The following is a 24847-nucleotide window of genomic DNA, read 5'->3' as shown; positions in this document are numbered from 1 at the left end:
ACTCAACTCCCCCCGTGGAGAAAGCCGTGGTGGGCGATCTCGAGGGTCTCGGTGGCCACCTTGACGTTCTCCGGGCTGAGGGACGGCCCGGTCCAGCGGACGGGAACCACGTCCATCAGGCTCCAGCGGGCCACGACGGTGCCCTCGACGGTCATCGCGCTGATGTGCGCGGTCTTCCGGGCAACGCCGTTGATCATGCCGGACAGCCAGGCGGTGACCTTCTCGGTGTCCTTGGTGACGGGCCGGCTCAGCTTGATGTTGGAGAACTTGATCCGGGACGGCAGCTGCCAGACGTAGCCGTTGTTGCCGCCCTCCTCGCGTTGCTCCATGACGACTTCGCAGCCGAGGCCTTCGCAGCTGTTGAACGCCCCGAGGTTGATGTTGTCGATCTCGACCATGAAGCACACGCTCACGGCGGGGTCAGGCTGCTGGTTCCGAGCCATGGCTTCCCTTCAGGCGTTCGGTGATTCTGACGTCGTTCAGTGACGGGGATCGAGGCGTACGCCGGCCCGTTCCCGGTCAAGTCGCAGCTCGGCGCGGAGCAGTCGGCCGAGGGGCCCGACGAGCCGCCGGACGAGCTCGTCGGTGGACTCACCGCCGCCTGGAGCGGCCGGAGTTGCCGGGGCGGAGGACTGCTGCTGCGCCTGGGCGGGGGGTGGCTGCGGCGGCGGGGGCGGCTCGGGTTCTGGTGCTGGTCCCCGTGCTGGTGCGGGTTCCGGTGCTGCCTCGGGTTCTCGCTGTACGGCCGCGGGCGGGAGCGCCCAGGAAACCGGCGCGGTCGGGCCGGGCGGCGGCTCGGGCAGCGCGACGCGCTGTACGGGTAGGTGCGCGGGAGCGGGCGCAGGTACGGGCCCTGGCTCCCACGGCACGGGCGCCGACGAGTCCGGCGCCGTGGATCGCTGTACGGACGCGGACGCGGCAACGGGCGGTGGTGCCCAGGACGGTACGGCCGCGGACACGACGACTCCGGAGACGACCGGCTCCGCTCGCTGTACGGGAGCAGCCGGCGAGGATACCCAGGTCACCGGCACGGCCGCGGGTGGCGCGGGGTCCGGGCTCCGGGCCTCGGCCCCGGGCGCCGGCACAGGTGCGGCCTGCAGCTCAAGTGCGCGCTCTCCCACGAGCCCGGCCACGGGCTCGGGCCCCGGCTCCGGCGCGAGGGGCACCTCCTCGGGGGCCCGCTGAAGCACCGTGGCCCGTACCACGGTCAGCGGCTCCTCCTGACGCTGAGCGGATGCGGGTTCCGGTCGTCGTTCCTCCGGCACGATCTCCGGTACGACGGGCACGGGGACCGTCGGCTCCGGTCTCGGAGCGGGAGCCGATACAGGCGCCGGAGCCGCTACCGGTTCGGGTACGGGTACGGGTACGGGTACGGCGGGCAGCGGAGCCCCGAGGCCCAGCCGCCGGGCAGGCGGCTGCTGCTCCTGGCGCTGCACGGTTACGGGTACGGGCTCCGCCACGGAAGCTCCCGGCGCGGACGACAGCGGCACCCCCAGGCCGACCCGCGGCGCCGGAGCAGGCTCCGGCGTGACCGGTGGTGGAGCGCCTGCGGGGCTGAGCGGCTGCTCCCCCACCAGCGGACGCTCACCCATCGGGGAACTCTTCGACGCGGTCCCTGGTCCTGGCTCCGGCTGTTCCGTTCTCTGCACCGGCAACGACTCTTCGGAGTGGGCCTCCGGAGTCATGGGCACGTCGACCGGCTCCGGCCGGATTCCGGCCGACGGCCGTGGCGCCGACGGTGCATCGGCCATCGGCACAACGGGCAGCTCCACCCTTTGCACCGGTACGGACAAAGGCGGCTCCGGGGCCGACGCCGAGGGGCTGACGGCCGCCAGTGGCTGGTCCCCCACGAGGGGGCGCACCTCCACACCATGAGCAGGAGGCAGTTCTGCCCTGGAAGGTTCACCCGCGCGTTGGACGGAAACGGCACCCTCGCTCGGCAAGACCGGCGCCGTTGAGGCTGACGGGAGCGCGTCGGCGGTTTTGGCCGGCGGTTCCGTGGAGGCCCCGGCCGCATCGGACGGGAGGGCAGTGGCCGGGGAGCCCGGGTCGCCGCCGACGGGGTCGGCGACGAGGGGCACCTCCCCGGCAAGGGGCCGATCACTCACCGCAGGAGTCACCGCAGCAGTCGCCGCCGGGTCCGACCCCGGATCGGGATCGGCCGTGGACCGCTGCACCGCCATGGGTTCCGCCACGGGCGCCTGCTCCTGGGGGTCTGGACGGGCGACTGCCGGGCGGTCCGGCACGCTCCGCGTCTTCGGCCCCGGTACCGGCAATGCCCTTGCCGTGAGCGTCGGAACCGGCAGCTCCACGGCGCGGGCGACGGTGAGGGCCCGCTGCGGGGCGAGCGGGACCACCACCGGAGGAACCGGCGCCTCGGGGGCGACCGGAGCAGCGAGCCCAGGCGCCTCCTGCACGGCCGCAGAAGCCACCGACTCGGCCGGTCGGACCGACTCGACCGGCCGGGTGGCCGCAGCCGTCTCATCGCCGGCCGCATGCACCGTCGGCCGCCCAAGCGGCGAGACCTGTCCTGCCGACGACTCCCACCTCTGCACGGGCGCGGGACGGGGTATGGGCTCCAGCACTCCGCCGACGACCCCCGACGGCGCGTCCGCGCTCACCGTGTGCCCCAGTCGGCGTTGCAGCGACGGATTGCGCCAGGAGGCCAGTGAGTCACCGAATCCCTTGGGGTCGCTCACCAGCGCCGGCGCCCCGAATGTCAGCCGTTGCACCGGCAGTTCGCGCCAGCCGGGATCGGCCTCACGAGGCGGCACGGCAGCCGGTGCCCTATCCGAATCCGGGCTGACCGGCGGCACAGGAGTCCTTCCGCGGAACCAGCTCCGCAGCGCGTCGAACACTGTCACTCACCGCCCCCCGGCCGGCCGGTTCAGCCGGGCGATCTGCTCGACGTACCTGCGCCGCTCGGGGTGCTCCAGTTCGAGGATCGCCCCCAGGGGCCAGTGGAAGTGGTAGGCGATGTACGCGACTTCGTCGTACAGCTGCTCCGTCGCGTACGTCACGATTCCCCCAGGCGTCCACCACCCGCCAGGTCGACCGCGAAGGCCGATTCACAGGACGGACACGTCACCTGCGCCCGGGTGTGCCCCTCGGCGTTGATTCGCCGGTAGAAGTCCTGCAGGAACGCAAGGTCGGAGGCGAACAGGTCCTCGATGACGCCGGCGTGGATGTCCGTCACCGAGCCGATGCGCTCCACCACACGCCCGAGCAGCACCACCGACAGATACGCCGGGTTCTCCCGCACCCGGTCGTCCCGCAGCGGTACGAGTTCGTCGCGCGCGGTGGCGAGCCGCATCACCCCGCTGCGGTGCACCCGCCCCGCCTCGTCGACGTACCCGCGGGGCAGTTCGAAGGTGAACTCGGTGCGCATCGAGTCGGCTCCTCCACCGGCCCGGGCCTCGACCGCGTCGAACCCACGGGCCGCCTCGAACCCCTCGAGCGGGTCGACGGTTCCGGCCCCCGTCCCGGCCTTCTCCCCGATGGCGGCCGTCGGTGCAATCTTTCGTCGCATCAGGCGCTCACGCCACGTCCATCTGCTCGTACGTGATGACGAGCTTTTCCGTCAGGACACTGGTGTCGCCCGCCTTCAGCGAGCTGATCTCCAGGCTCTTGGGCCAGGCGTTCACCAGGGTATAGCGCTTGATCGCCTGGCCTTCGTAGTCGAAGACGATGATCGCGCCACCCTTGCGGGCCGTGCCCATCTTCCCGAACCGGGCGTCCTTGATCCATTTCTCGAAGTTGTTGTCCGCGGTCAGACCGCGCGTCAGCGTGACCTCGCCCGCCTTCGGCCGACCCGGCAGCTTCTTGATGACGTACTTGCCGTCCGCTGTGTTCTGCTTCAGCTCGATGACGTCCTGCTCCATCTTCAGGCCCGTCACCTCGTTGATCTGCTTGATGACGACCCCGTCGATCTCCAGCCCGAAGGAGTGACCGACCGAGGTGTCCATGTCCGGCAGTGCCATGCCATCCGCCCCTTACCTGCTCATGCTCTGCTTGGCTGCTCTACTCGTTGACGAGGCTGGTGCCGCCCGAGAACTGGGCCAGCCGGAAGATCACGAACTCGGCCGGCTTCACGGGCGCGATCCCGATCTCGCAGACCACCTCCCCCGCGTCGATCCCTTCGGCCGGATTCGTCTCGCGGTCGCACTTCACGTAGAAGGCCTCGTCGGGCGTCAGCCCGAACAGCGCGCCCTTGCGCCACTCATTGACCAGGAAGGCCGAGATGGTCCGTCGGATCCGGGCCCACAAGGCGTCGTCATTCGGTTCGAAGACCACCCACTGGGTGCCGATGAGGATCGATTCCTCGATGTAGTTGAACAGCCGCCGGACGTTGAGGTAACGCCAGGCCGGGTCGGACGACAGAGTGCGCGCGCCCCACACCCGGATTCCGCGTCCCGGGAAGCTGCGGAGGCAGTTCACCCCGATCGGATTGAGAAGGGCCTGCTCGGCCTTGGTCAGATGGACAGCCAGGTCCACGGTCCCCCGCACGACTTCGTTCGCGGGGGCCTTGTGCACGCCGCGGCTCTCGTCGTTCCTGGCCCATACGCCCGCCATGGCCCCGCTCGGCGGGACGAACTTCGTCTGGTTCGGGGCCGTGGGGTCGGCCACCTTCACCCAGGGGTAGTACAGGGCCGCGTACTTGGAGTCGTATCCGGCGCCCGTCCTGCGCCAGTCGCTGACCCGCTGCGGCGAGAGGTCGGGCAGCGGGTCGATGATCGCGACGCGGTTCCCCATCCGCTCACAGTGGGCGATCATCTCCAGCTGGACGGCCTTGACCCCTCCGGCGTCGAGCGCACCCTGCTGGTAGGCGCTCATCAGGTCCGGCACGGCCAGCATCGTGATCTCGTCGACGGTCTCCAGCCCGCCGAACCCGCTGCGTTCGGCGGTGCTTCCGACGTAGTCGGCAGCGCTGAGGGCCGCGGGGACGGCGGGCGCCGCCGCGGGTGCGGGCGCCGGGGCGAGACCCACCGTCTGGTTGTCGGGCCGGCCCAGCGCCTGCGCGGGCCCGGCGTCCTCCACCGTGATCAGCCGCGACTTGTCCCGTACCACCGTCACCACGTAGTTGCGCTGGCTCCGCTTGGCGGAGACCTCCCAGGTCTCCTCGACCCGGTCCGCGCGCTTCACGTTCAGCGTGAAGGCGTCCTCGCCGGGCGACTCCCCCTTGGCGTCCGCCACCTCGACAGCGATCTGCTCGCCCGTCCCCTCCAGGGCGGCGACCTGAAACGCGCCGAGCGCACTGCGCGGCCCCGCGGGGAGCGCCCCGGTCTTCCCCCGCTTCCCGGCGGCGGCCGCGGGCCGCGACTCCTGGACTGCCGGCCCGCCGTCCCCGCCGATCCGTACGACGTAACAGGTCCCGCCCCCGTTGAGGAAGTAGGCGTAGACGGCGTGGGCCAGGTACGAGCCCTCGATGAAGTCCCCGAAGGTGGAGGTGAACTGGCTCCAGTTCGTCACCAGCGTCGGCGTGTGGTACGGCCCTTCGGCCGCCAGCCCGACGAAGGCGGCCACGGCGGTCCCGACGCCTTCGATCGGGCGCGAGCCGGCCTCGACCTCTTCGACGTAGACGCCTGGTGACTGGTACGACGGCATCCTGGCCCTCCCCTGGGACGTAACGGTCGCCCCAAGCGTGCGCCGCGTGCCCCTTCAAGGTCATGACCTGCCGTACGGCCCTGGGGGAACCCCGGGGTGCCCCTTCGGGCATCGCCTGGTGCTGAGCCCGCCGAGGTCGACGGTCTGGACCCCGGCGCGCAGCAGAGCCACGCGGCCATGGTGTGTGGTCAGCGGGCAGGAGTCCGAGGGGAGGGCAGGCGGTCGGCGATCTCCTCCGCCAGGGTCTTCTCCATGCGGTCTTCCAGGGCCGAGAGTTCGTTGATCTTTCCGCTCAGGCCGGGGAGGGACTTCACCTGCGGGTGGTTCTGGAGCACCGGCCCCATCGCGCTCCACGGGCGGTCCTGGCGCTGGCTGTTGACGCTGCGTCGCAGCGGCTTGAGATTCTCTGCCCATGAGGACACCGCGACCCTGTCGTTGGGGTCCAGAGACAGAAACCCGGGCAGGCGGGCGATCTTGCTCATCGGGAACACGTGGTCGGCGGTGACGCCCTCAGGCTTGCCGGTGCTCGGGCTTGGTTCGATCACGCCCAGCACGTCCTGCCCCTTGGGCCCGCTCCTGGCAGCCGCCACGTTCGCCGCCTTGAACGTCTTGTCGCTGCGCAACTTCTTCACCAGCTTGCCGAGTGTCTCGATCCGCTCCTTCTCCTGCCGCTCGACGGCGTTGCCGTAGCGCGTGCTCTTCGCCTCGACATTGCGTACATGGCCGGCAAGCTCGTCGATGACCTCGGCCCGCTCGGCCACCAGCACGTCGTACTGCCGCTTGAGTTCAGCCCGCTCGGGTCCGTCGGGCAGGCTCCGCATGCGCGGACCGAGCTCCTGCAGTCGCTGGTTGATCGATTGGATCTGCGGCATGGCGGCGTTCTTCTCCGCCACGGCGGCTTGGACCTCCGCCTTGAGCCGCGCCACCTCGTCCGCCAGCGCCTTGTCCTTCGCCGCCGCGATCCGGTCGGCCTCGGTGTCCGCCTGCTTCCTCGGGTTGACCTCACCCGCGACCGCCCACTTGGGGCCCGCCTCCACCAAGTCCAACCGGACCAAACCGTACCTGGCCTTGATGGCGGCCAGGACAGGTGTGAGCATCGCCTTGGTGACCGGTCGCCCCGCCAGCCGGTTGGCGGCCGCGACCGCTGCGGCGACGCCCTTGTCCAGGCGCGCCTGCTTCCCCTCCGGACTGTCGTCGCCGCCCTGGACCTTCGACTTGAGCTTGCTCAGGACCTTCTTCCCCGCGTCCACGATCTTGCCGATCACCCAGTCGACCGCCTTCATCACCGGCGCCTGGACCTTCTGCAGGATCTCCTTGATCTTCGCCGAGATCCCGCCCAGGCCCAACAGGCTCGCCAGGAAGTCCAGGACCACCGGGACCGCCTTCGCCAGGCTCTGCTCGATCAGGGCCGGAACGCCTCCCCCACCGCCTCGCGCGATGCCTTCGACGGAGTCGAGTACGGAGTCGACGAAGCTCTTGATCTGCGCCGCGCGGTTGACGAAGAACATCACCACGTCGTAGATCGCCTTGCAGGCCCGCACGAACGCCGACGCCGGGTTCAGCATCGAGACGATCCAGGTGATGCCCGCCGTGACGATCTTCTCGGTCACGAAGTCCTTGATCGCCCCGATGACCGTGTCCTTGAGGTCGGACATCTTCTCGGCGATCCACTTCCAGAGGCCGCCGACGCCCTCCGTCACCAGAACCTTGACCATCTCGAAGCCGGTCTCCAGGGCCCCCATTGCGCGCTCGCCGATCCGGGCCACGATGCGGGTGCGGATGTTGGTCCAGGTCAGGCCGAGGATGGAGAGGATGAGCTTGATGATGCCCTTGGCGTCGAAGGTTTCCGGGATCTCGATGCCGCCCGCCGAGAGCTGGCCGAACAGCCACTGCTTGAGGCCGTTCTTGAGGTGTTCACCGATCCGCGCGGCGAAGCCCGTCACGCCCGCCTTGACCGCGTTGACGAGGTTGCCGAGGAATCCGATCGGGTTGGAGATGATCTTGTCGATGGCGCCGGCGGCCCGGGCCAGGACACCGAGGAGCATGTCCTTGAGCTTCAGGAGGGTCGCGGCGGTCTCCGCGATCGCGTCCTTCGCCTTGCTCAGCAGGCCCTTGTTCTCCTCCTGAAGCTTCTTGATCTCCTCATCGAGCTCGCCGCGCGCCGCGACGTACTTGTCCGCCAGGTCCTGCACCAGGCTCTGGGACTTCTCCGAGACCGAGGACTCGAGCTGCTCGAACTCCCCGCCGATGTCGTTCGCAGCCTGCTGCGCGAACTGCCGTAGATTCTTGGGCTGTTCGGCGACCTTGTCGGCGATCCTCTGCTTTCCTCGCGCGATCGCGTTCGACGCGTCGGCCAGCCGCTTGCCGATCAGGTCCGCGATGTTCGAGATGACCGCCCGCATCTCGCGCTCGTAGACCAGGCGGGCCTCGGCGAAGATCTGGTTGGCGCGCGGCGGCGGGTCCAGCACCGCGTCGGCGAGCCAGCGGGCCGCGCCCGTGATGCCGGAGTAGCGCTCGTCCTTCCAGGCCTTCATCTTGGTCTGGTGGTCCGCGTCGAAGGCCGCCTTCGCCGCCTTCTGCCCGTTGTCGAACGCCGTCTCGACCTCGGTGTCGAGGGAGCCGAGGATGCCCTCGACCTCCTTCTTCGTCGCGTCGAAGATCCCCCTGATCTCCGCCGCGACACGCGCCCGCTCCTGTTCCTCCTTGGACTGCGCGGCGCCCTGGCCCGTCGCGACCTGCTGCGCGGCACCCGCCTTCGCCGCCGTCATGGCCTGGATGCCGGCCGGGCCGGCGGCGGCCGCGCCGCCCTGCTCGGCGGCCACCCGCGCCGCCTCAGCCGCCCGGAACTGGTCGGGTGCCGTCGCCGCGTGCGCGTCGGACGCCTTCTTCGCGTCCAGCGCCTCCTTGAACTGCGGCTCGTTGGAGTGGGCCAGCTGCTCCGGGGTGACCTTGGCCTCCGCCATCATGGCGTCGGTCTCCTTGGGCCCCGTACTCAGGTCGGTCTGCTCGGGCGGAGCCTTCGCCACCGCGGCCGCCTTGGGGTCCGGGGGCGCGAGCGTCGGCGGTGCGGGCTGTCCCGGCAGCGGAGTGACCGGTTTCTCGACGGCCTTCGACTCGTCAGGGGCCTTCGCGGTCTTCTCCGTGATGTCCTTGGCCGAGCCCTCCTTGCCCGCCGTCACCTGGCCCGACACCTGGGACTTGATCTCGTCGGTCTTCCCGGACCGGGTGAACGTGTCCGCCTCGTCGAGGGTCTTGGGCGCCTTTGCGGCGATCGCGGCGGACACGGCCGCGATGAAGGCCTCCTTGTCGAAGGTGCCGGGCTTCGCCGCGCCCATCTCCCCGGCCTGCGCTGCCTTGGCCTGCGCCTCCTTGTCGTCCCCGGGCGGCTTCGCCGCGTCCTTCGCGGCCTTCACCTGGGACGAGGTACTCGGATGGGCCGCCAGGGCGTTCTTCTTGGCCCGGATGTCACCGGCGGCCTTCCGGAAGCGCGGGTCCGTCTCCGGTGTCAGGCCTGTGGGCGCAACGGGCAGTGCGGAGCCGGAGTCCAGCCGCTGTACGGGTGCGGGCTGCGGCTTCGCCACGAGGCGGGCCACGGCGGCATTCCCCGCACGGGCCTGCAGCCTCTGGACCGCTCGTGGGTCCAGCGGCCGGGGCCGGGTGGCCGCGGCCGGACCGCTGTCCGGGGCCCGGCGCGGCGGCGCCTTGGTCTCCCGTGCGGGTTCGTCCCCGGCGGCCCGGTCCGCTGTGGCCTTCACCCCTACTCCGCCGGGGCCTCGTCCTCTTCGGCCTCCTCGGCCGCCGCGCGCTGCACGAACACGCCCTGCACGGAAGCCTCCTGGCCCTCTTCGGCCGCCCGCTGCACCGAGGCGGCGGGGACCACAGGGGCCGGGGCGGCCATCACCCGCTCGGCGTTGGCCACGGCCTCGCGCTCGAACCGGTCGGAGGGATCGCTGACCTTGATGCCCCCGGCGGTCTCGGTGCCGTCCACCGGGCCCGACCGCTGCTGCACGACATGCGTCAGCTCGTGCGCCAGGGTGGTACGGCCCTGGTGGGAGCCGGGGTCGTAGGCGTCCCGCTGGAACACGACATGCGAACCCACCGTGTACGCATGCGCGTTGACCGATTGCGCCGATTCGTGCGCGGCGGAGTCCGTGTGAACCCGTACGTCGCCGAAGTCGTGCCCGAGCCGGGCCTCCATGTCGGTGCGGACCTCGGCATCGAGGGGCCTGCCGCCACCGGAGTTCACCACGTCGTGCACGGAGGAGCGCTGCACCACGGCCACGACACCGCTGTTGCCGAGGGCCCGTTGCAGTCGCAGCATCCCGCCGGGGCCGAGCACATCGGCCCGCCCGCCGGCCGCCGCCTTGAGCAGGAGGGCATCGGGGGCGCCCGCGTCGTCCTGCTCGGCCTTGGGCCGCGGACCGGCCACGTACTCCGCGTCGTGCTCGTGCCCGTGTTCGTGTCCGTGCATCTCTCCCCCTGACCCCGGTGCCGCTGTGAGGGCTCGGCTCACCTGCCACCATCCGCCGTGCGGCGCCCGCCGGACAGAGGCCTCCGGTGCCACCCGGGGGCAGGGCCGACTGCCCCTTCGGGCAGACGGCACCGGCCGACGGCTACCGCACAAGGCCCACATACGGCCCGAACTCGCTCTCCAGGCACAGCCGGCCCAGCTTCCGGTACTCCCGCGCCACCGCCGCCACCAGATCCGCCATCGAGACCGGACGCTCAGCCTCCGCCGCCAGGTAGGCCGCCGTGACCGCCGCCGAGCGGATGTCGCCACCCGCCAGCTCGAACGCCCTCCCGCAGAAGGCCAGGTCGATGTCGTCCGCTCGTGGGAGCGCCGTGCCCAGGCAGCGGTCCCACAGCGCCTCTCGCTGCTCCGCGTCCGGCAGCGGGAAGTCCACCACCAGGTCGAGGCGGCGCGTGAACGCCTCGTCCAGGTTCGCCCGCAGGTTCGTCGCCAGCACCGCCAGTCCGTCGAAGGTTTCCATCCGCTGCAGCAGATACGCGCTCTCCACGTTGGCGTAGCGGTCGTGCGCGTCCTTCACCTCGGAGCGCTTGCCGAAGACCGCGTCCGCCTCGTCGAAGAGGAGCACCCCGTTGACGCCCGCCGCCTCCGTGAAGATCCGTTCCAGGTTCTTCTCCGTCTCCCCCACGTACTTGTCCACGACCGTCGCCAGATCGACCGTGTACAGGTCCAGTCCCAGCGCCCCGGCGATGACCTCCGCCGACATCGTCTTGCCGGTGCCCGAGTCCCCGGAGAAGAGCGCCATCACCCCGCGTCCGCGTCCGCCGCCCGGCCGCATCGCCCAGTCCCCCAGCACCCGGTCCCGGTGCCTGGCCCGCGCGGCCAGCTCCCGCAGCTGGCCCAGTACGCCCGGCGGGAGTACGAGGTCGTCCCAGCCCACCGCCGGCTGGATCCGGCGGGCGAGCCGCTCCAGACCGGAGGTGCTCTGCGCCCGCGCCCCGTGGAGCAGTTCCGCCTCGCCCACCGGGCCGCGCTCCAGGACCGCCTGCTGCCGGGCCGCCGACGCCGCGCGCCGCATCTGCTCGGGGGTGAGGACGAAGGCCGCCACCGAGTCCCCCGTGCTCCCGTCCCCCAGCACCTGCCGCCACAGCGCCGCCCGCGCCGCGGCCCCCAGCCGTCCGACCTCCACCAGCAGGGGCGTGCCGTCCGACCACTGCGGGTCCCAGCCCGCCTGGCCTGCCAGAAGTACCGGTACGGGCAGCCCGGCCAGGGCCCGCAGCAGCTCCAGCCGCTCCGCCAGCGCTTCCACCGGTGCCGCGATCAGGCCCGCCCCGGCCAGTGCGGCCTCCCGGCCGGCCGCTCTGACCAGTGCCTCGGGACCGGTCTGCCGGGTCAGCCGCGCCAGGTCCAGGGCGAACGCCGTGCACCCCGCCCCGGCCAGGGCGTCGGCGGCCAGCTCCTGCGCGGTGCCGCCGGCGGGCTCCCGTAGGTACACCGGCGAGATCGCGTCCCGTACGGCACCGGCGAGCCGCTCCGGCAGATCGCCGAGGACCCCCTCGGGCAGGGCCCCGGCCCGCACCGGGCGCATCACGTCCACCAGTACCGGCTCCATGGCGTCATCACCCAGCAGATGGCTGGTGACCCGGTCCGGGACCCGCAACGACCGGCCCAGGAAGGGGCGTTCCCACTCCTCCACGAGCAGCAGGCCACGCTCCACCAGCGGTGCGTCGGCCGCCAGCCGGGCCCGCGCCCCGGCCGAGACCGCGGCCACCCCGCACAGACCGAGGGCCAGCCCGATCGTCGGGCGCCGGCGCGTCACGTCGTCGTTGAGATAGCCGTAGAGCTGCTCGAACCGGCCGTCGAGGTCCGGTGCCAGCGCGATGAGCAGCAGCTCCACGTCCAGCGGCGTCAGGCAGAAGTTCCGTTGAAGCGCGGTCAGCCTGGAGTCCTCGGCGGCGCGCTCCGGGGCCTCCCGGTCGGGCACGTCCACCGGGTCGTCCGGCCATGGCACGGTCTGCGGCTCGTCCAGAATCCGCAGGACAGCGTCCTCCGACAGGTACAGGCCCCGGAAGGGGTCGTCCGCGTCCGGGTCCACGGCCCGTCGTGCCTGAACGGCCCGGCGTACCCGTGCCTCGACGATCCCGAGCCGTCCCAGCAGATGGTCCATCAAGCACCCGTCCGGTCGCCGGGGCGGCGGGCGCGTCGCGGGCCACGCGGCCCCGGGACGGGTACGGACGCCGGAGCCGCGGTCGGCGCATGGACGTCCGACAGGTCGACCGCCAGCCCCTCCTCCACCGGTGGCCCCGCCGGGTAGACCGGTGCCGTGGTGACCGGCGCGCTCACCACCACGTCGAGCGAAGGCTTCAGCTCCCCTCCCAGCGCCGACCACACATCCGCGAACGCCCGGTCCTCCGGGGGTGGCAGCGCGATCGAGACCGGCACCGGCAGCCCTGTCGCCGTCAGCTCGGGCCCCAACCGCCCGCCCGGCAGGGCGGAATGCCGGAGAAAGCACGCCAACAGGGAGGAGAGCAGCCGGTGTTCGTCCTCCGGTCGCTGAGTCCACGCGCTGATCAGGTACGAGAGGGTGAAGTAGCGGGGCGGCAGGGTCCGGGCGGTGACCCGGCCCTGCTCGTCGTAGATGTTCTGCCGTCCGCGCGAGCGCCGCCGCAGGTCCTCCCGGATGTCGTACAGGTAGAGATTCACGGTGGGGGTGTTGCGCCGGGCCGCCCAGTCCCGGGTCGGCGCGTCGAAGACGACCTCGACGTCCGCGCCCTCCCCCAGCGCCTCCCCTCGCACCAGTTCCCGCAGCGCCTCGTCCACTTCATGGATCATGTCCGGTCACCTGCGCCACTGGAAGACGGACGGCTGCAGCACCCCGGGCACCACCAGGTACTCGGCCTTCACTTCACGGAACAGCGGCACGGGCACTGCGTCGTGCGTCGCCCGCAGGGCCCGCGGCCCCAGCGCGTCCTGTACGAGCACGAGCACCGGCGCCGAGAAGGTCCCGTCCGCCCCGACCACCACCGGCGCGGCCGCCGCCGTCACGCCCTCGCTCCAGCGCAGCCGCACCGTGGCCCCGGGCGGGAAGGAACTGCCGCGGGCCTGGGTGACCGCACCGGGCGGTCCCAGCTCGGGGTCGAGCCGGAGCACGGGCCGGCGCACGGTCAGCGGGGCGCTCGCGGTGTTGTTGGCGGGGTTGCTGTCCGAGCCCGTTGTCGTGACCGTCGCCGTGATCGCTCCGGTCAGCGCCCGGTCCGCCGCCAGCTGCAGCCGTACGGTGGTGCGGGCCGCGGGCGCCAGGTTCCCGAGCCCGCAGCCGTCCGCGGTCAGGCACGGCGGCCGGGACACCGACACGACCCGGAGCCCGGGCGGCACGACGACCTTCAGCGTCAGCCCGGTCGCGGTGACCTGCCCGGCGTTACGGATGGTCGCCTCGGCGGTGATCCGGCCGCCCGAGTACGCCGTGCGCGGCCCGGCGGTCACCGACACGGACGGATCCGCGGAGCGCCGCGGGGGCGACGGCCGCTCGTCCACGGTCAGCGGCGCGGAGGCGGAGTTGTTCCCCGGGTCGGTGTCGGGGCCGGGAGTGGTGACGGTACCGGCGACGGCCCCGCGCAGGGCGTTGCTCGCGGTCACCACCCGGGTCACGGTCACCGTGGCTCCCGGCGCCAGGTCCCCGAGGGCGCAACCGGTGGCGGGGCAGGCGGGTGTGGCGGTGACGACGGTCAGCCCGCTCGGCAGTACGGGCGTCAGCAGCACCGACTTCGCGGGGGCGTCGCCGAGGTTCCGTACCGTGTAGACGACGGTCGACCGGTCACCGGTCGGTATCCGGGAGGGCGTCGCGGTCACGGTGATTGCCGGGTCGGGCATCCGGGGGTCGACGACGGTCAGGTCCACCGACGCGCGGTCGTTGTCGGGGTTGATGTCCCGCGTGGTCGCGGTCACCCTGCCCTCGATCGTCCCGGAGAAGGCGTTCCGGGCTGTGTAGACGAGGGTGACCTTCTTCTCCGCGCCGGGAGCGATACTGCCCAGGTCGCAGCCCGCCGCCGGGCATTGCGTGCCGGACATGGGCGTGAGGCCGGGCGGAACGGCCGGCGTGAGCCGGGCGTTCACGGCGGTCGCGGAGCCGGCGTTGCGGACCGTGAACTCGACGGTCGACCGCTCGCGGATCTTGATGACCGGCGGGGTGGCCGTGGCAGTGACCGCCAGGTCCGGGACCACGACCTGGACCACCAGCTCGTCGGTGTTGTCCTGCGGCTGATGGTCGGTCAGGGCGCCCTCCGCTGTCGCCTCGATCGTCTGTGCACCCGGTGCGACGCCCTTCACGTCCAGCTCGATCCGCACCTCGGTGCCGGACTTCAGCACGCCCACGTCGCACAGCAGTTGCCGGGCGTCGGCCGGATCGGCCGTGCAGGCTCCCTGGGGGTCGGAGGGCGCGACGAAGTCCAGTCCGGTCGGCAGCTCGACGCGGACCCTGGTCCGGGGCGAGTCGGCGACGCCGTGGTTCCGCACGACGAGGACGACCGTGCCGGTGTCGCCCAGCATCAGCGGAGAATCGGGGGTGGTGAGGTGGACCCGCAGGTCGGAGCTCGGTTTCCAGGTGGGCTGCTGCTGCCCGTTGTAGAGCTTGCCGGGCAGCGTCTCTCCCTGGCCGTTCGCCGGGTCGACCACCCGGATCCGGCGGTCGGTCACCGAGTCCCAGCCGGACACCACCACGTCGACGGCCAGCCGCCGGCCGTCGGGCGACCAGGCGGGGTTGTCCGGCATGTCGTAGCCCGGCCCGTCGCCGTCGACCGGGGGCACGGCGAGAGGGCATGCGTCGCCGAAGGGCACGAGCCCCCGGCAGCGGGTGCCGTCGTCGCCCACCTCCAGCACCATCCGCGGCCCTTCGTAGCCCGAGACGGGCGCGGCACGCAGGCCGGGGTCGAGGGGCACGCTGGTCTGGCGTACGAAGGCGATGCTGCCGGTGCCGGGGCGGTAGGCGGGCCGTACGTCGACCACGCGGCACTCGGGGCTGCCGCACTGCGCGGCCGACACGTCGAACGGCACGCCGGCGTCCGGCGTTGCCCCGGCGGTCCAGATGTGGCGGTCGCGGATGTCGTCCCGGAACCGGACGGGACCGTCGGAGGTTCCGGCGCCGTCATCCGGAGGCGGCCCGTCGTCGACGGGAGGCCCGCTGCCGTCCGACGTGCCGCCGCCGTCGTCGACGGCAATCCTGGCGCCACCCGGGGCCGGCCCCCGCGGTGGCCCCGGAACCGCGTTGAGCCCCGGATCGCAGTCACTCCACCGCGAGAAGGCGAGCTTGCCACCGTCCGGTGACCAGGTCGGGTCACGGTCGTCCGAGGAGCACACGAATCCGGGCCTCGTCCGCTTCGGCACCACGTGGAGCAGCTGTCCGTCCTGCGGTCCCCGGGAGATGTCCACGACCACGATCTGCGCAGCCGGATCCGGGGCGCCGGGCGTAGGAGGCGCCGACCGGGCGAAGGCCAGCCTGGTGCCGTCCGGGGACCAGGCCGGCCGCTCCTGGAACTCGCTCGCGCCCATCCCCTCGTATCTCAGCGGCACGGCCCGGGCCAGCCCGAGCTCCTCCCCCACGAGGATCCGCTCGGTGGCGGGTGCATCCAGCGGCCCGGTGGTCCGTACGAAGGCCATCCTGCGCCCGTCCGGCGCGTACACGGGATCGGACAGGGCGCTCTCCTCGCCCTGTGCGGCCCGCAGTTCGAGCCGGTCCAGCGGTACCGCCGCCCGTTGGCTCTCGATGTTGAAGTCCTCGAGGTCCCTCCCGGACACCAGGACGGCAGGCTCGCCCCCGGCCGGGCTGAACCAGCCGACGTTCTCCGTCTCGTACAGCACCACGTTGTCGGGGTCGAACAGCGGCGTGCCCTGGCAGGTGCCGCAGGCTTCGGCCCTGGCGTCGACGAGGAACGGCTCACCGGACAGGAACACCAACTCCTTGCCGTCGGGCTTCCATGCGGCGCCGTGTCGTCCGTCCCGGTAGCGGTCCCCGACCGCGAGGATGTCGGCCGGCGTCTCCCCGCGGCCGGCCGCGGGGACCGTGGCGAGCGCCTGCTCATCCTCGCCGGTGCGGGTGATGTACGCGATCCGGTCCCTGCCGCCAGGGACTGCGGGCTCCCAGACCGGCCTGGCCGCCGGAGTCCGCCCGTACGAGACCGGGACCTCCGCACCGCCCGCGGCCACGGTCGTACGGTAGGCCCGCTCCTCCCGCGTGAAGACGAACTCCGTGCCGTCCGGGGACCAGTCGGCCCAGTCCGCGTTGCTGACCGCCTCACGCAGCCCGGTGCCGTCCGTACGGACGACCCACACGGAGGGCTGCGCACCGCCGAACCGGCCTCGGGAGTCGTCGCAGCGGTAGGCCGACGTGCGGCTGCCCTCGCCGTCGTCGTTCTCCCACGACACGAAGGCGATCCAACGCCGGTCCGGGGACAGCACGGGATCGGCCAGCCGCCCGCCGTCCAGGTGCACGACCGGGGTCACCGGCCCGTCGCCGGTGCGCCGGAACACCCCCTCCCCCGTGCCGCTGCGGTCGCTGACCCAGACCACGTCGTCGCCGCGTGCCGATGCCTGGCAGTCGTTGCCCGCCGCGCCGGGCGGCAGCAGTGGCGCAAGAGCGCCGCGCGGGCCGATCGTGGCCACGCTGCGATGGGGACCGTCGCCGACGTACGCGATCCGGCCCGGGTCGGGCCGGAGTTCGTCGACGGCCGGCGCGGGCGGGGGTTCGGCAGCCATGACGGCGGGGCCCGCGGCAGGCGCCGCACTCACGAGCACCATGGCGAGCAGCAGACCCAGCCCTCGCCGCCCCCGGACGGAGCGGAAAACACCTTCAAGCACGCGCATCCGCCGGACGTTTCCCCCGCGCCTCCCGGAGGCTTCCCCCGGGACGGTGCCGACAGCATCCGGACAGCCCTCCTCAGGACAACCCTGTCCGAAGCGCACCCCACAGGCAGCCCGAGAAGGGGCACCGGTCGGGGTAACCCGGACTGCCCTAAGAGGCAGTGCGTCCGGACTCGGCGCCAACGAGCCGGTGTCCGCGGCGCAGGCCCGGCGGCGGCCGACCGCGGTGACCCCGGGCCCGTCCGGCGCCGACCGGGCCCGGGCAGGCCCGAACCCACCTTCGCGCGGGCCGGGTTCGGGCCGGGTCAGATGAAGCCCTGCCGCATCGCGTACGCCACGGCGTGCGAACGGTTGCGCAGCTGCAGCCGCGTCGTCACGTCATGGAGGATGTTCTTGACCGTACGCTCCGAGAAGGCCAGCGTCCGCGCGATCTCCGCGGTGTCGCTGCCCTCCGCGATCAGCCGCAGCACGTCGACCTCCCGAGGCGCCAGCCCGGTGAACGCGAGCCCGCGCGGATCCAGCACCTGCCGCTGCAGCCGCCCCACCTGGTCCAGCAGGCGCCCCAGCAGGTCCGCGGGCACGCTGCCCTCGCCGCTCGCCGCGGCTGTGATGACCTGCACCAGCCGGTCCGTGGACGCCTCGGCCCGCCGGACGACACCCAGCACTCCGCATTCGGCGGCGGCGACCAGCCCCGCATCGTCGATCTCGGTGGCCACGAGCACGGTGCCGCATCCACCGCCTCGCTGGAAGCGGCGCAAGGTCTGCATCTCCGTCTCCCCGATCCGGTCCACGGACACCACGGCCACGGCCGGCCCGTCGTTCTCCTCCTCCCCCAGCAGCTCGAGTTGGGGGCAGTTCCTCAACTGCCCCGCCAGCCCGGCGCGCGAAATCGGGTCCTGGGCCATCAGCCGCACCCGGATACGCTCCGCGCCGCTCTCTCCTTGGTATCGCATGTTCAGCAACCCCCAGTTCGGCGCGCCCCCACGCCATGCGAGAGCGGCGCCTGTCGTGCCAGGCACTTCCTCACCTGTGGTCCAGTGAACACCCGGGCAGTCAGCAGCCACTCCACGCCGGCTCAACGGGCAACGCAACGTGCCCCCGGGTGTGTCCGCAGGGGAGCGGAGCCCTCCGGCCCGGCTCCCTACCGTCCCCTCATGACCACTTCCGCTCTTCTGGATGCCTCCCCCGCCTCGGTGCTGCCCGGCGAGGAGGCCCGGATCCCGTTCGAGATCCGCAACGGCGGAAACGTCGTCGAGGCCTACAGTTTCGAGGTCCTGGGTCCGGCCGCCGACTGGAGTGTGGTCGAGCCGGCGGCGCTGTCCCTGAACCCCGGCACGGGCGGGCAGGTGGAGCTGGTGGTCCGACCGCCCAGGGACACCACTGTGCCGCCGGGTGAACTCACCTATGGCGTACGGGTGCTGCCACAGGAGCAACCGCAGTACGCCACGGTGCCCGAGGGCGTCCTGCACATCCGGCCGTACGCCGACTTCACCGCGGAACTGACCCCGCGGCTGGGCCAGGGACGCACCGGTGCCCGATTCCAGGTGGCGCTGGACAACCGCGGCAACTATCCCCTGTTCGTTGCCCTTTCGGGCAAGGACCAAGGTGATCTGCTGAAGTTCGGGCTGCCTTCCGGGACCACAGTGGTGGAGCCGGGGCGGGCGGCGTTCGTGAAGCTGCCCGTCAAGCCGAGGAGGTGGATGTGGCGCGGGGTGGCCGTGCCGCACGTCTTCCAGGTGATCGCGGCCCCGTCCCCCGGCCCGGAGGGGGCGCCGGAGGTGGCCCCGGAGCCTCTCGACGGCAGTCTGCTGCAGCGTCCGATCGTCTCGGCGGGCCTGCTGAAGCTGCTGATCGCGCTGCTGGTGCTCCTCGGCGTGCTGGCGGGTCTGTGGTTCGGGTTGCTGCGGCCGGTCGTCCGCAGCGCCGCCAAGGAGGCGGTGAAGGCCCCGGTCGAAGCGGCGGAGTCCAAGGCGGCCGAGGCGAAGGAGGCGGCGGACGAGGCCAAGGAGGCCGCATCGGCGGGTGCCGGCGGCGGCAAGCCGGGCCCGGGCGGCAGTGCGTCCCCGTCGGCCTCGGCGACTCCGGGCACAGGCCCGGCTCCGCTTCCGCAGGCCGCCCTGTTCTCGTACCGCCTGACTCCCTCGGCCCCGGCCGGCGGCTCAGCCGCGGCGGCGTACACGGTCCCGGAGGGCAAAGTGCTGCGCCTGACGGATCTGGTCCTGGAGAACCCTCAGGGCGACGCCGGCACCATCACGCTGTCGGTGGGCGACAAGACCCTCCTCGCCCCCGCGCTGGAGAACTTCCGCGAGCAGGACTTCCACTGGGCATCGGCGATCCTGGCGGGCCCGAAGCAGAAGATCACGGTGACCCTCGCCTGCCGCACAGTGGGCCGCCCGCCCTCCGGCCCGGCCCCCGACCGCTGCAACGCGGCGGTCCTCTTCAGCGGCACGCTGGAGTAATACGGCCGGAATCGCTGCGCGACGGAGCCGCGACCTGCCCGCCGGTCTGTCCGGGACCGACTGCGTCCTGGTCAACTGCTTCGCCTCGGGCAGCGACGTCCCCGCCGTCGTACCGGACGAGGTCGCCGGCGGACGCGAGGCGACGCGGATGCTGCTGGCCGCAGGCCATCGACGCATCGGTTTCATCAACACCACCACGCCCTCACCCGCCCACGACGGCCGGCTGGAGGGCTGCCGTCAGGCCCTCGCCGACGCCGGCGTGCCCTTCGACCCGGCGCTCGTCGTCGACGCGCGGCCGGAGCAGGAGGGCGGCTTCGACGCCGTCGGCCCCCTGCTCTCCCAGGAGGTGACCGGCGTCTTCTGCCACAACGACCGGGTCGCCATGGGCGTGTACGACGGGGTCCGGGAGCGCGGCCGCCGGGGTCCCATCGCCTGGCCGACGGCAGCGCCCGGCCGGTCACCTCCCGCGGACTGGATCTGCCCTCGGACCCGGCCTTCCGCCCCGCCACCGCCTCGACCGCGAACAGCCGATGACCTGCCCCCCGGCGAAGCCGACCTGATCGTCGACGGAACCGGTCTGCTCTGCGTCACCCTCCTGCTGCGCCTGCGCAAACCGATCGGCGGCGCCCCGCCGGGCACGGTCGTCCACGTCATCGCGACCGACCCAGCGGCCCCGCCCGACCTGCCCGCCTGGTGCCACATGACCGGCCACACCTGCCTCGGCCCCCCTCCCCGGCGAGCAGCCGGTGTACGCCCTCCGGCTCGTCGCCGACGCCCGCCCCACCCGCCCCGACGCGCCATGGCGCTTGCACAGGGGTTGATGTCGGACTACCCGTACACACGACCCACGGTTGCGCGAGAGCAAGCAGGTCATGCGGCCGCGGCCGGCCACACGATCAGGAGAGGGGCCATCTGGCGAGGGGATCGGTGGTGGGTTCGGCTGAGCCTGTGCTCGGTTCGACGGTGATGGCAAGTGACGCGGCAGTCCCGGGCGGGGGGAGGGACACGGCCTGGAGGCCGGCTTTGGCGGGGAGGAGCCCAGCGGATCGGACTCCGTCCCCGGGGGCGACGTACCACAACTGGTAGGTCCTGTCCGAGGGCAGGGGAGGCAGGTCCTGGCAGAAGTAGACGGCCTGGTTCAGCTGGCGCGAGACCGCGACGCTGCCGGAGCCGCCGTAGGCCACGTTTTTCCTGACGAAAGTGGTGTCGGGTGCCGTAAGGAGCCCAGCGAGGTCGGCGGCGTGGCTTGCGGCCTCCTGGCGCGTCTCCCGCACCTCCTGGTGCTGCCAGGCTGCCAGACCGCCGAGCGCGGCGGCTGCGGCCAGACTGGCGGCCAGCGCGAGGTGCAGCAGAGGTGGCGTGGTCCGTCGGCTCCGGTGCTCGTCCGCCTGACCGGGAAGCGTCGGCGGGAACTGGGGGGTCCGGGCCGCCTCGGAGAGGACACGTTCTTTCAGACGCGGAGGCGGGGTGCGTGCTGCCGCGAGGGCGAGCCAGGCCGCGGCCTCCTGCTGGCGGGCGGTCTCGTGGGCGCAGTCGGGGCAGCCGACGACGTGACGCCGGAACGCCTCGCGCTCCTCCCGGGTGACGGCGTCCGCCGCATAGGCACCCGCGAGGTCGTGTGGGTCGGCTGGGTTCACGGCGGAGCTCCCAGACAATGCCGCAGCTGGGTCAGTGCCCTGCGCAGGCGGCTCTTGACGGTGCCGAGCGGCAGGGACAGCGCCGCAGCGATCTCGGTATGGGTCAGGCCCTGGTAGTAGGCGAGTACTACCGGTAGCCGCAGCTCGGCGGTGAGCTCTTTCAGGCAGGAACGGACTTGTTCGCGCTCTCCGAGCGCCTCCACCGTCTCCATGACGTCGTCGAACGCGAGGGTCGACTCGTGCTGGGAGACGGCGCGCTCGCGTTCAGCGGATCTTCGCAGAGTGCGGACCCTGTCCACGGCGCGATGGTGGGCGATCGTCATCATCCAGGTGATGGCGTGCCCGCTCTCGGGCCGGTAGCGGGGGGCACGCTGCCAGACCTCGAGCATCACCTCCTGGGTGACCTCCTCGGCGTGTGCCGCGTCCTGCAGCACCCGGTACGCGATTCCGTAGACCGGGCCGGCGGCCGCGTCGTACAACCGGTCGAAGGCGTCCTGACTGCCGGCAGCGACGGACACCAACAGTCCATCGGTCTCGGATGCACCGATGTGCCGGGCCCCGGGGGCCTGCCGCTTCGCCACACCCTCTCCCGTCTGTGGGTCTGCCCCGATCCGTCATGGTGGGTTCACCCGCCCTCCGCCAGTGTCCGAGGCCCAGCCGTCGTCCGCATCCCGCAGGGGCGTGGGCACCGGTGGTGCGGAGCGGGCGGCCCCGGAGCCGACGACGGCCGAGCCGCCGGAGCGGAGCACGTCCTCGCCGTAGAGGGCTTGGACCCAGTTGGCCTGGTACACGGTCTCGAGGTAGCGCTCGCCCAGGTCCGGGGCGATGGCCACCGCGGTGAGGCCCGCCGAGTCATGCGCGGCCAGCCAGCGCTCCGCGCCGCTGACGACGGTGCCGGTGGAGCCGCCGAAGAGGAAGCCGCGTCGGGCGAGGTGGTGACAGGCGCGGATGGTGTCCGCCTCCTCGACGTGCACCGCCTCGTCGACGAAGGACTCGTCGAGCAGTGGAGGGCTGACACTCATGCCCAGGCCGGGAAGCATGCGGCGTCCCGAAGTACCGCCGAAGGTCACCGAGCCGACGCTGTCCACCGCGACGATGCGGACCGGCCGGTGCCACTGCCGGAAGTAGCGGGCGCAGCCCATCAGCGTGCCGGTCGTGCCGGCGCCGACGAACAATACGTCCAGTCCTGGGAACGAGCGGGCGATCGCCGGTGCCGTCCTGCGGTAGTGCGCTCTCCAGTTGCCCGGGTTGGTGTACTGACTGAGCCACACGTACCGGTCGTCGAGGGCGGACAGCGCGCGAACGTAGTCGAGCCGCGCACGGAGGAAGCCGCCGTGGGCGCTCGGCTCGGTGACCACGTGCACCTGGGCGCCCAGGGCCTCCATCACCAGCCTGGTCGACAGGTTGCAGCGGGAGTCCGTCACGCACAGGAACCGGTAGCCCTTGCTCGCCGCGATCATACCGAGTGCCACGCCCATGTTTCCCGACGAGGACTCGAGCAGGACCGACTGCGGGGTCAGGACCCCGAGCTGCTCGGCGGCCTCCACCATCTCGGTCGCGGGCTTCAGCTTGATCGAGCCGGCGAAGTTGAAGCCCTCGCACTTCAGGAAGAGCCTGCGCCCGAGGATCGACTGGAGGTCGACGTAGAGATCCTCCTCGTTGAAGGTGTAGGGAGTGGATATGACTGACACGATGGCCTCCGCGGAGTGAAGAGCGGCCGGGCCGGATGGTGTTCATCCGTATCGGCGCAGCTCATGGAAGAAGCCGTCGACGACGTGCAGCTCTCCGGAGCCGGCCACCTCGTCGTAGACGTACTTGCCGACTGCCAGATCGAGCACCCCGAGGCCGAAGGGCGAGAACACCACCGTCCGGTACGCCGACGGCGTCACGCTTCCGGCCATGACGTCCGCCAGCGTCCCCGTGAGGAAGTCGCGGTTGCCCGTGAGCTGTTCGGTCAGGTGAACGGAGGTGTCGGCCCTCAGACAGTGCTCGACGTCGTCGACGATGTTGTACGAGGCGAGTACGACCTCCGGAGCCAGGTCGCGCAGCGACACGTGCAGCACGAGCGGACGGTGTGCGAACCACGACGGATCACTGACGTGCGGCCGGGCGGCGACCGTGGCGAAGACGACCAGGTCGCTCCGACGGATCAGCTCCTCGGGGCTGTCGTGCACGACGATGGAGCCGGTGGCACCGGACTGCTCCAGGTAGCAGCGGAACCCGGCCGCGCTGTCGGCGGACACGTCGTGCACGCCGATGGCGTCGAACGACCAGCCGGTACCGGCCAGGAAGGTGTGGATGTAGCGGGCGATCAGGCCCGTCCCGACGAACCCGACGCGCGTCGGGCGCCGTCGGCCGCGGCTGAGGCGGTCCGCCGCCAGTGCCGCCGACGCGGCCGTCCTCGTGGCGCTGATGATCGAGGCTTCCATGCAGGCGAACGGGTAGCCGGTGCGGCGGTCGTTGAGGATGAGCACCGCCGAGGCCCTCGGGATCCCGGCCGCCACGTTCTGCGGGAAGCTGGAGATCCACTTCAAACCGTCCACCCCTGCCTCCCCGCCGATCGAGGCGGGCAGGGCGATGATCCGGGACGACGGACGGTCGGGGAAGCGCAGGAAGTGGGACGGTGGGTTCACCGAATCACCGGCGCTGTGCAGCCGGTAGGTTTCCTCGACCAACTCCACGATCTGCTTCTCGCGCCCCTGCAGCGCGTGCTGGACCTGGCCGCCGGACACGACCGCGAACGGCGGCACGGTGACCGGCCCGGACGGTGCGGACCCCGAGGTGGTGGAACCGGTGACGGTCATGTGGTGATCACCTCCACGGTCGGCGAGCAGTCGGCCAGGCGTACGGCGTACGTCATCGCGACCAGCACCTCGCGCGGCCCCTCGTACGGCTCCCTGCTGTGGGCGGTGCGGACGTTGTCGACGAGCATCAGGTCGCCGGTCTGCCACGGCTCGCGCAGGGTGTGGGACTGGTAGACCTCGTTCAGCAGCTGCACGGTGTCCTCGCCGATCGGTGCGCCGTCCCCGTAGCGGGTGTTGAACGGCAGGCCGTCGGCGCCGTAGACGTCCACGAGGTACTCACGTATCTCGGGGTCCAGCGTCCACTCGTTGAGAAACGCGATCTGGTTGAACCAGCAGCGCCGGCCGGTGACCGGGTGCCGCACCACGGCGCTGCGGCGCTGCCAGGTCCGCAGACCGCCGTCGGGCTGCCACTCGAACGCGATCGCGGCCGCGCGGCAGTAGTTCTCGACCGCACCGCGGTCCTCGGTGCCGAAGGCATCGGTCAAGGACGCGCCGATCTCTTCGTTGTAGGTGCGAGTGAGCAGCCAGCCCTCCCTCACGAATCGCTCGACGAGATCGGTGGGCAGGGCGTTCAGCACGGTGGGGGCGTCGGCCAGCGCGGTCGCCCCGCCGACGGCGGGGGCACCGAGGCAGGCGAACAGCATCAGGCCGGGGAACTCCAGGGTGTAACTGAGTTCATGGTGCATGCACATCGGCTGGTTCGGCGGCCACTTCGACGAGGAGTACACGCCGTCGGAGCAGGTCCGCCGGGGTGCGAAAGCCTCTTTCTCGGTCATCAGACCGCCGGCCCCGGCCAGCTGCCGGAATACGGCCGCGGTCTCGGCCTGGTCGCGCAGCCCGAGGCCCCGGACGAGGACCGAACCGTGCTCGGCGACGACGGCGCGCAGCTCGTCCCGGTGCTCGGCCGCCCAACTCGCCGCGTCGCCGGTGGAGCCGGTGTGCAGGATCGGGGGCTTGCCGGGCTGCAGGCCGACAGCCGACAGCGTCAGGGGGAACGAGGACGGGGACGACGGCATCTCGGGC

Annotated in this window: 19 protein-coding genes; 3 read left to right on the top strand and 16 right to left on the bottom strand. The window is 72.0% G+C overall.

All coding sequences use genetic code 11. The features are described 5' to 3' along the window. Positions 1-2: 2 nt before the first annotated feature. Positions 3-443: a phage tail protein gene (locus ACWD0A_RS23595; protein WP_177152217.1), complete on the bottom strand. Its 441-nt coding sequence runs from the start codon at positions 441-443 to the stop codon at positions 3-5. Positions 444-482: 39 nt separating this feature from the next. On the opposite strand from ACWD0A_RS23595, the gene ACWD0A_RS23590 reads away from it, so the two are divergent. Further along, positions 483-824, top strand: coding sequence for a hypothetical protein (locus ACWD0A_RS23590; RefSeq protein ID WP_451301064.1), 342 nt, complete (start codon positions 483-485; stop codon positions 822-824). A gap of 2040 nt (positions 825-2864) precedes the next feature. On the opposite strand, the gene ACWD0A_RS23585 is transcribed toward ACWD0A_RS23590, so the two are convergent. The 10 genes from ACWD0A_RS23585 to ACWD0A_RS23540 all read right to left on the bottom strand — a co-directional run bounded on the left by ACWD0A_RS23585 (position 2865) and on the right by ACWD0A_RS23540 (position 17877). Next, a complete protein-coding gene (locus ACWD0A_RS23585; RefSeq protein WP_451301062.1) occupies positions 2865-3020 on the bottom strand; it encodes a DUF6760 family protein in 156 nt (51 codons plus the stop codon). Continuing rightward, the gene (locus tag ACWD0A_RS23580) at positions 3017-3529 is read right to left on the bottom strand and encodes a hypothetical protein (protein WP_451301060.1); all 513 of its coding nucleotides are present in this window, start codon (positions 3527-3529) and stop codon (positions 3017-3019) included. Before ACWD0A_RS23580 ends, ACWD0A_RS23585 begins: the two co-directional genes overlap by 4 nt. 7 nt (positions 3530-3536) lie before the next feature. Continuing rightward, positions 3537-3980: a phage tail protein gene (locus ACWD0A_RS23575; RefSeq protein ID WP_100110404.1), complete on the bottom strand. Its 444-nt coding sequence runs from the start codon at positions 3978-3980 to the stop codon at positions 3537-3539. Positions 3981-4020: 40 nt separating this feature from the next. Further along, entirely contained in the window at positions 4021-5604 is a 1584-nt protein-coding gene (locus ACWD0A_RS23570; RefSeq protein WP_451301058.1) for a phage tail sheath family protein, read from the bottom strand. Positions 5605-5792: 188 nt separating this feature from the next. Then, the gene (locus ACWD0A_RS23565) at positions 5793-9359 is read right to left on the bottom strand and encodes a hypothetical protein (protein ID WP_451301056.1); all 3567 of its coding nucleotides are present in this window, start codon (positions 9357-9359) and stop codon (positions 5793-5795) included. A gap of 2 nt (positions 9360-9361) precedes the next feature. Beyond that, positions 9362-10075 carry an eCIS core domain-containing protein gene (locus ACWD0A_RS23560; protein WP_451301054.1) on the bottom strand — a complete coding sequence of 238 codons (714 nt, stop codon included), beginning with the start codon at positions 10073-10075 and terminating at the stop codon, positions 9362-9364. Positions 10076-10217: 142 nt separating this feature from the next. After that, the gene (locus ACWD0A_RS23555) at positions 10218-12239 is read right to left on the bottom strand and encodes an ATP-binding protein (protein WP_451301052.1); all 2022 of its coding nucleotides are present in this window, start codon (positions 12237-12239) and stop codon (positions 10218-10220) included. Then, positions 12239-12904, bottom strand: coding sequence for a DUF4255 domain-containing protein (locus ACWD0A_RS23550; protein WP_451301050.1), 666 nt, complete (start codon positions 12902-12904; stop codon positions 12239-12241). Before ACWD0A_RS23550 ends, ACWD0A_RS23555 begins: the two co-directional genes overlap by 1 nt. Before the next feature lie 6 nt (positions 12905-12910). Next, positions 12911-16861, bottom strand: coding sequence for a hypothetical protein (locus tag ACWD0A_RS23545; RefSeq protein WP_451301047.1), 3951 nt, complete (start codon positions 16859-16861; stop codon positions 12911-12913). Between the two features lie 368 nt (positions 16862-17229). After that, positions 17230-17877, bottom strand: coding sequence for a response regulator transcription factor (locus ACWD0A_RS23540; protein ID WP_307713004.1), 648 nt, complete (start codon positions 17875-17877; stop codon positions 17230-17232). Between the two features lie 201 nt (positions 17878-18078). On the opposite strand from ACWD0A_RS23540, the gene ACWD0A_RS23535 reads away from it, so the two are divergent. Together ACWD0A_RS23535 and ACWD0A_RS23530 are read left to right on the top strand one after the other, a co-directional pair. Continuing rightward, positions 18079-19383: a COG1470 family protein gene (locus ACWD0A_RS23535; RefSeq protein ID WP_451301045.1), complete on the top strand. Its 1305-nt coding sequence runs from the start codon at positions 18079-18081 to the stop codon at positions 19381-19383. Between the two features lie 10 nt (positions 19384-19393). Further along, complete coding sequence (locus tag ACWD0A_RS23530; protein WP_451301090.1) at positions 19394-20350, top strand: substrate-binding domain-containing protein; 957 nt, start codon at positions 19394-19396, stop codon at positions 20348-20350. On the opposite strand, the gene ACWD0A_RS23525 is transcribed toward ACWD0A_RS23530, so the two are convergent. Genes ACWD0A_RS23525 through ACWD0A_RS23505 form a run of 5 tightly spaced genes read right to left on the bottom strand, consistent with a single transcriptional unit; the run spans position 20280 to position 24840 of the window. Beyond that, complete coding sequence (locus tag ACWD0A_RS23525) at positions 20280-21020, bottom strand: anti-sigma factor (RefSeq protein ID WP_451301043.1); 741 nt, start codon at positions 21018-21020, stop codon at positions 20280-20282. The two genes, ACWD0A_RS23530 and ACWD0A_RS23525, sit on opposite strands and share 71 nt — an antisense overlap. Next, on the bottom strand, positions 21017-21601 hold the full coding sequence (sigK, locus tag ACWD0A_RS23520; protein ID WP_451301041.1) for an ECF RNA polymerase sigma factor SigK: 585 nt from the start codon (positions 21599-21601) through the stop codon (positions 21017-21019). Before sigK ends, ACWD0A_RS23525 begins: the two co-directional genes overlap by 4 nt. Before the next feature lie 33 nt (positions 21602-21634). After that, positions 21635-22711, bottom strand: coding sequence for a 2,3-diaminopropionate biosynthesis protein SbnA (gene sbnA, locus ACWD0A_RS23515; protein WP_451301039.1), 1077 nt, complete (start codon positions 22709-22711; stop codon positions 21635-21637). A 42-nt stretch (positions 22712-22753) separates the two neighbouring features. Then, positions 22754-23824 (bottom strand): 2,3-diaminopropionate biosynthesis protein SbnB, encoded by a 1071-nt coding sequence (gene sbnB / locus ACWD0A_RS23510; protein ID WP_451301037.1) that lies wholly within the window; start codon positions 23822-23824, stop codon positions 22754-22756. Beyond that, positions 23821-24840, bottom strand: coding sequence for a TauD/TfdA family dioxygenase (locus ACWD0A_RS23505; protein WP_451301035.1), 1020 nt, complete (start codon positions 24838-24840; stop codon positions 23821-23823). Before ACWD0A_RS23505 ends, sbnB begins: the two co-directional genes overlap by 4 nt. Between the last annotated feature and the right edge of the window lie 7 nt (positions 24841-24847).

The sequence above is a fragment of the Streptomyces sp. NPDC002867 genome (assembly GCF_053591895.1).
The sequence above is the reverse complement of the archived record's forward strand: the minus strand, read 5'-3'. Positions and strand labels throughout refer to the sequence as shown.

Bases quoted from the DNA above. Each gene is read 5' to 3' on its own strand.
- ACWD0A_RS23595 (WP_177152217.1), bottom strand. From the start codon at position 443: ATGGCTCGGAACCAGCAGCCTGACCCCGCCGTGAGCGTGTGCTTCATG.
- ACWD0A_RS23580 (WP_451301060.1), bottom strand. From the start codon at position 3,529: ATGCGACGAAAGATTGCACCGACGGCCGCCATCGGGGAGAAGGCCGGG.
- ACWD0A_RS23575 (WP_100110404.1), bottom strand. From the start codon at position 3,980: ATGGCACTGCCGGACATGGACACCTCGGTCGGTCACTCCTTCGGGCTG.
- ACWD0A_RS23570 (WP_451301058.1), bottom strand. From the start codon at position 5,604: ATGCCGTCGTACCAGTCACCAGGCGTCTACGTCGAAGAGGTCGAGGCC.
- ACWD0A_RS23560 (WP_451301054.1), bottom strand. From the start codon at position 10,075: ATGCACGGACACGAACACGGGCACGAGCACGACGCGGAGTACGTGGCC.
- ACWD0A_RS23555 (WP_451301052.1), bottom strand. From the start codon at position 12,239: ATGGACCATCTGCTGGGACGGCTCGGGATCGTCGAGGCACGGGTACGC.
- ACWD0A_RS23550 (WP_451301050.1), bottom strand. From the start codon at position 12,904: ATGATCCATGAAGTGGACGAGGCGCTGCGGGAACTGGTGCGAGGGGAG.
- ACWD0A_RS23545 (WP_451301047.1), bottom strand. From the start codon at position 16,861: ATGGTGCTCGTGAGTGCGGCGCCTGCCGCGGGCCCCGCCGTCATGGCT.
- ACWD0A_RS23540 (WP_307713004.1), bottom strand. From the start codon at position 17,877: ATGCGATACCAAGGAGAGAGCGGCGCGGAGCGTATCCGGGTGCGGCTG.
- ACWD0A_RS23535 (WP_451301045.1), top strand. From the start codon at position 18,079: ATGACCACTTCCGCTCTTCTGGATGCCTCCCCCGCCTCGGTGCTGCCC.
- sbnB (WP_451301037.1), bottom strand. From the start codon at position 23,824: ATGACCGTCACCGGTTCCACCACCTCGGGGTCCGCACCGTCCGGGCCG.
- ACWD0A_RS23505 (WP_451301035.1), bottom strand. From the start codon at position 24,840: ATGCCGTCGTCCCCGTCCTCGTTCCCCCTGACGCTGTCGGCTGTCGGC.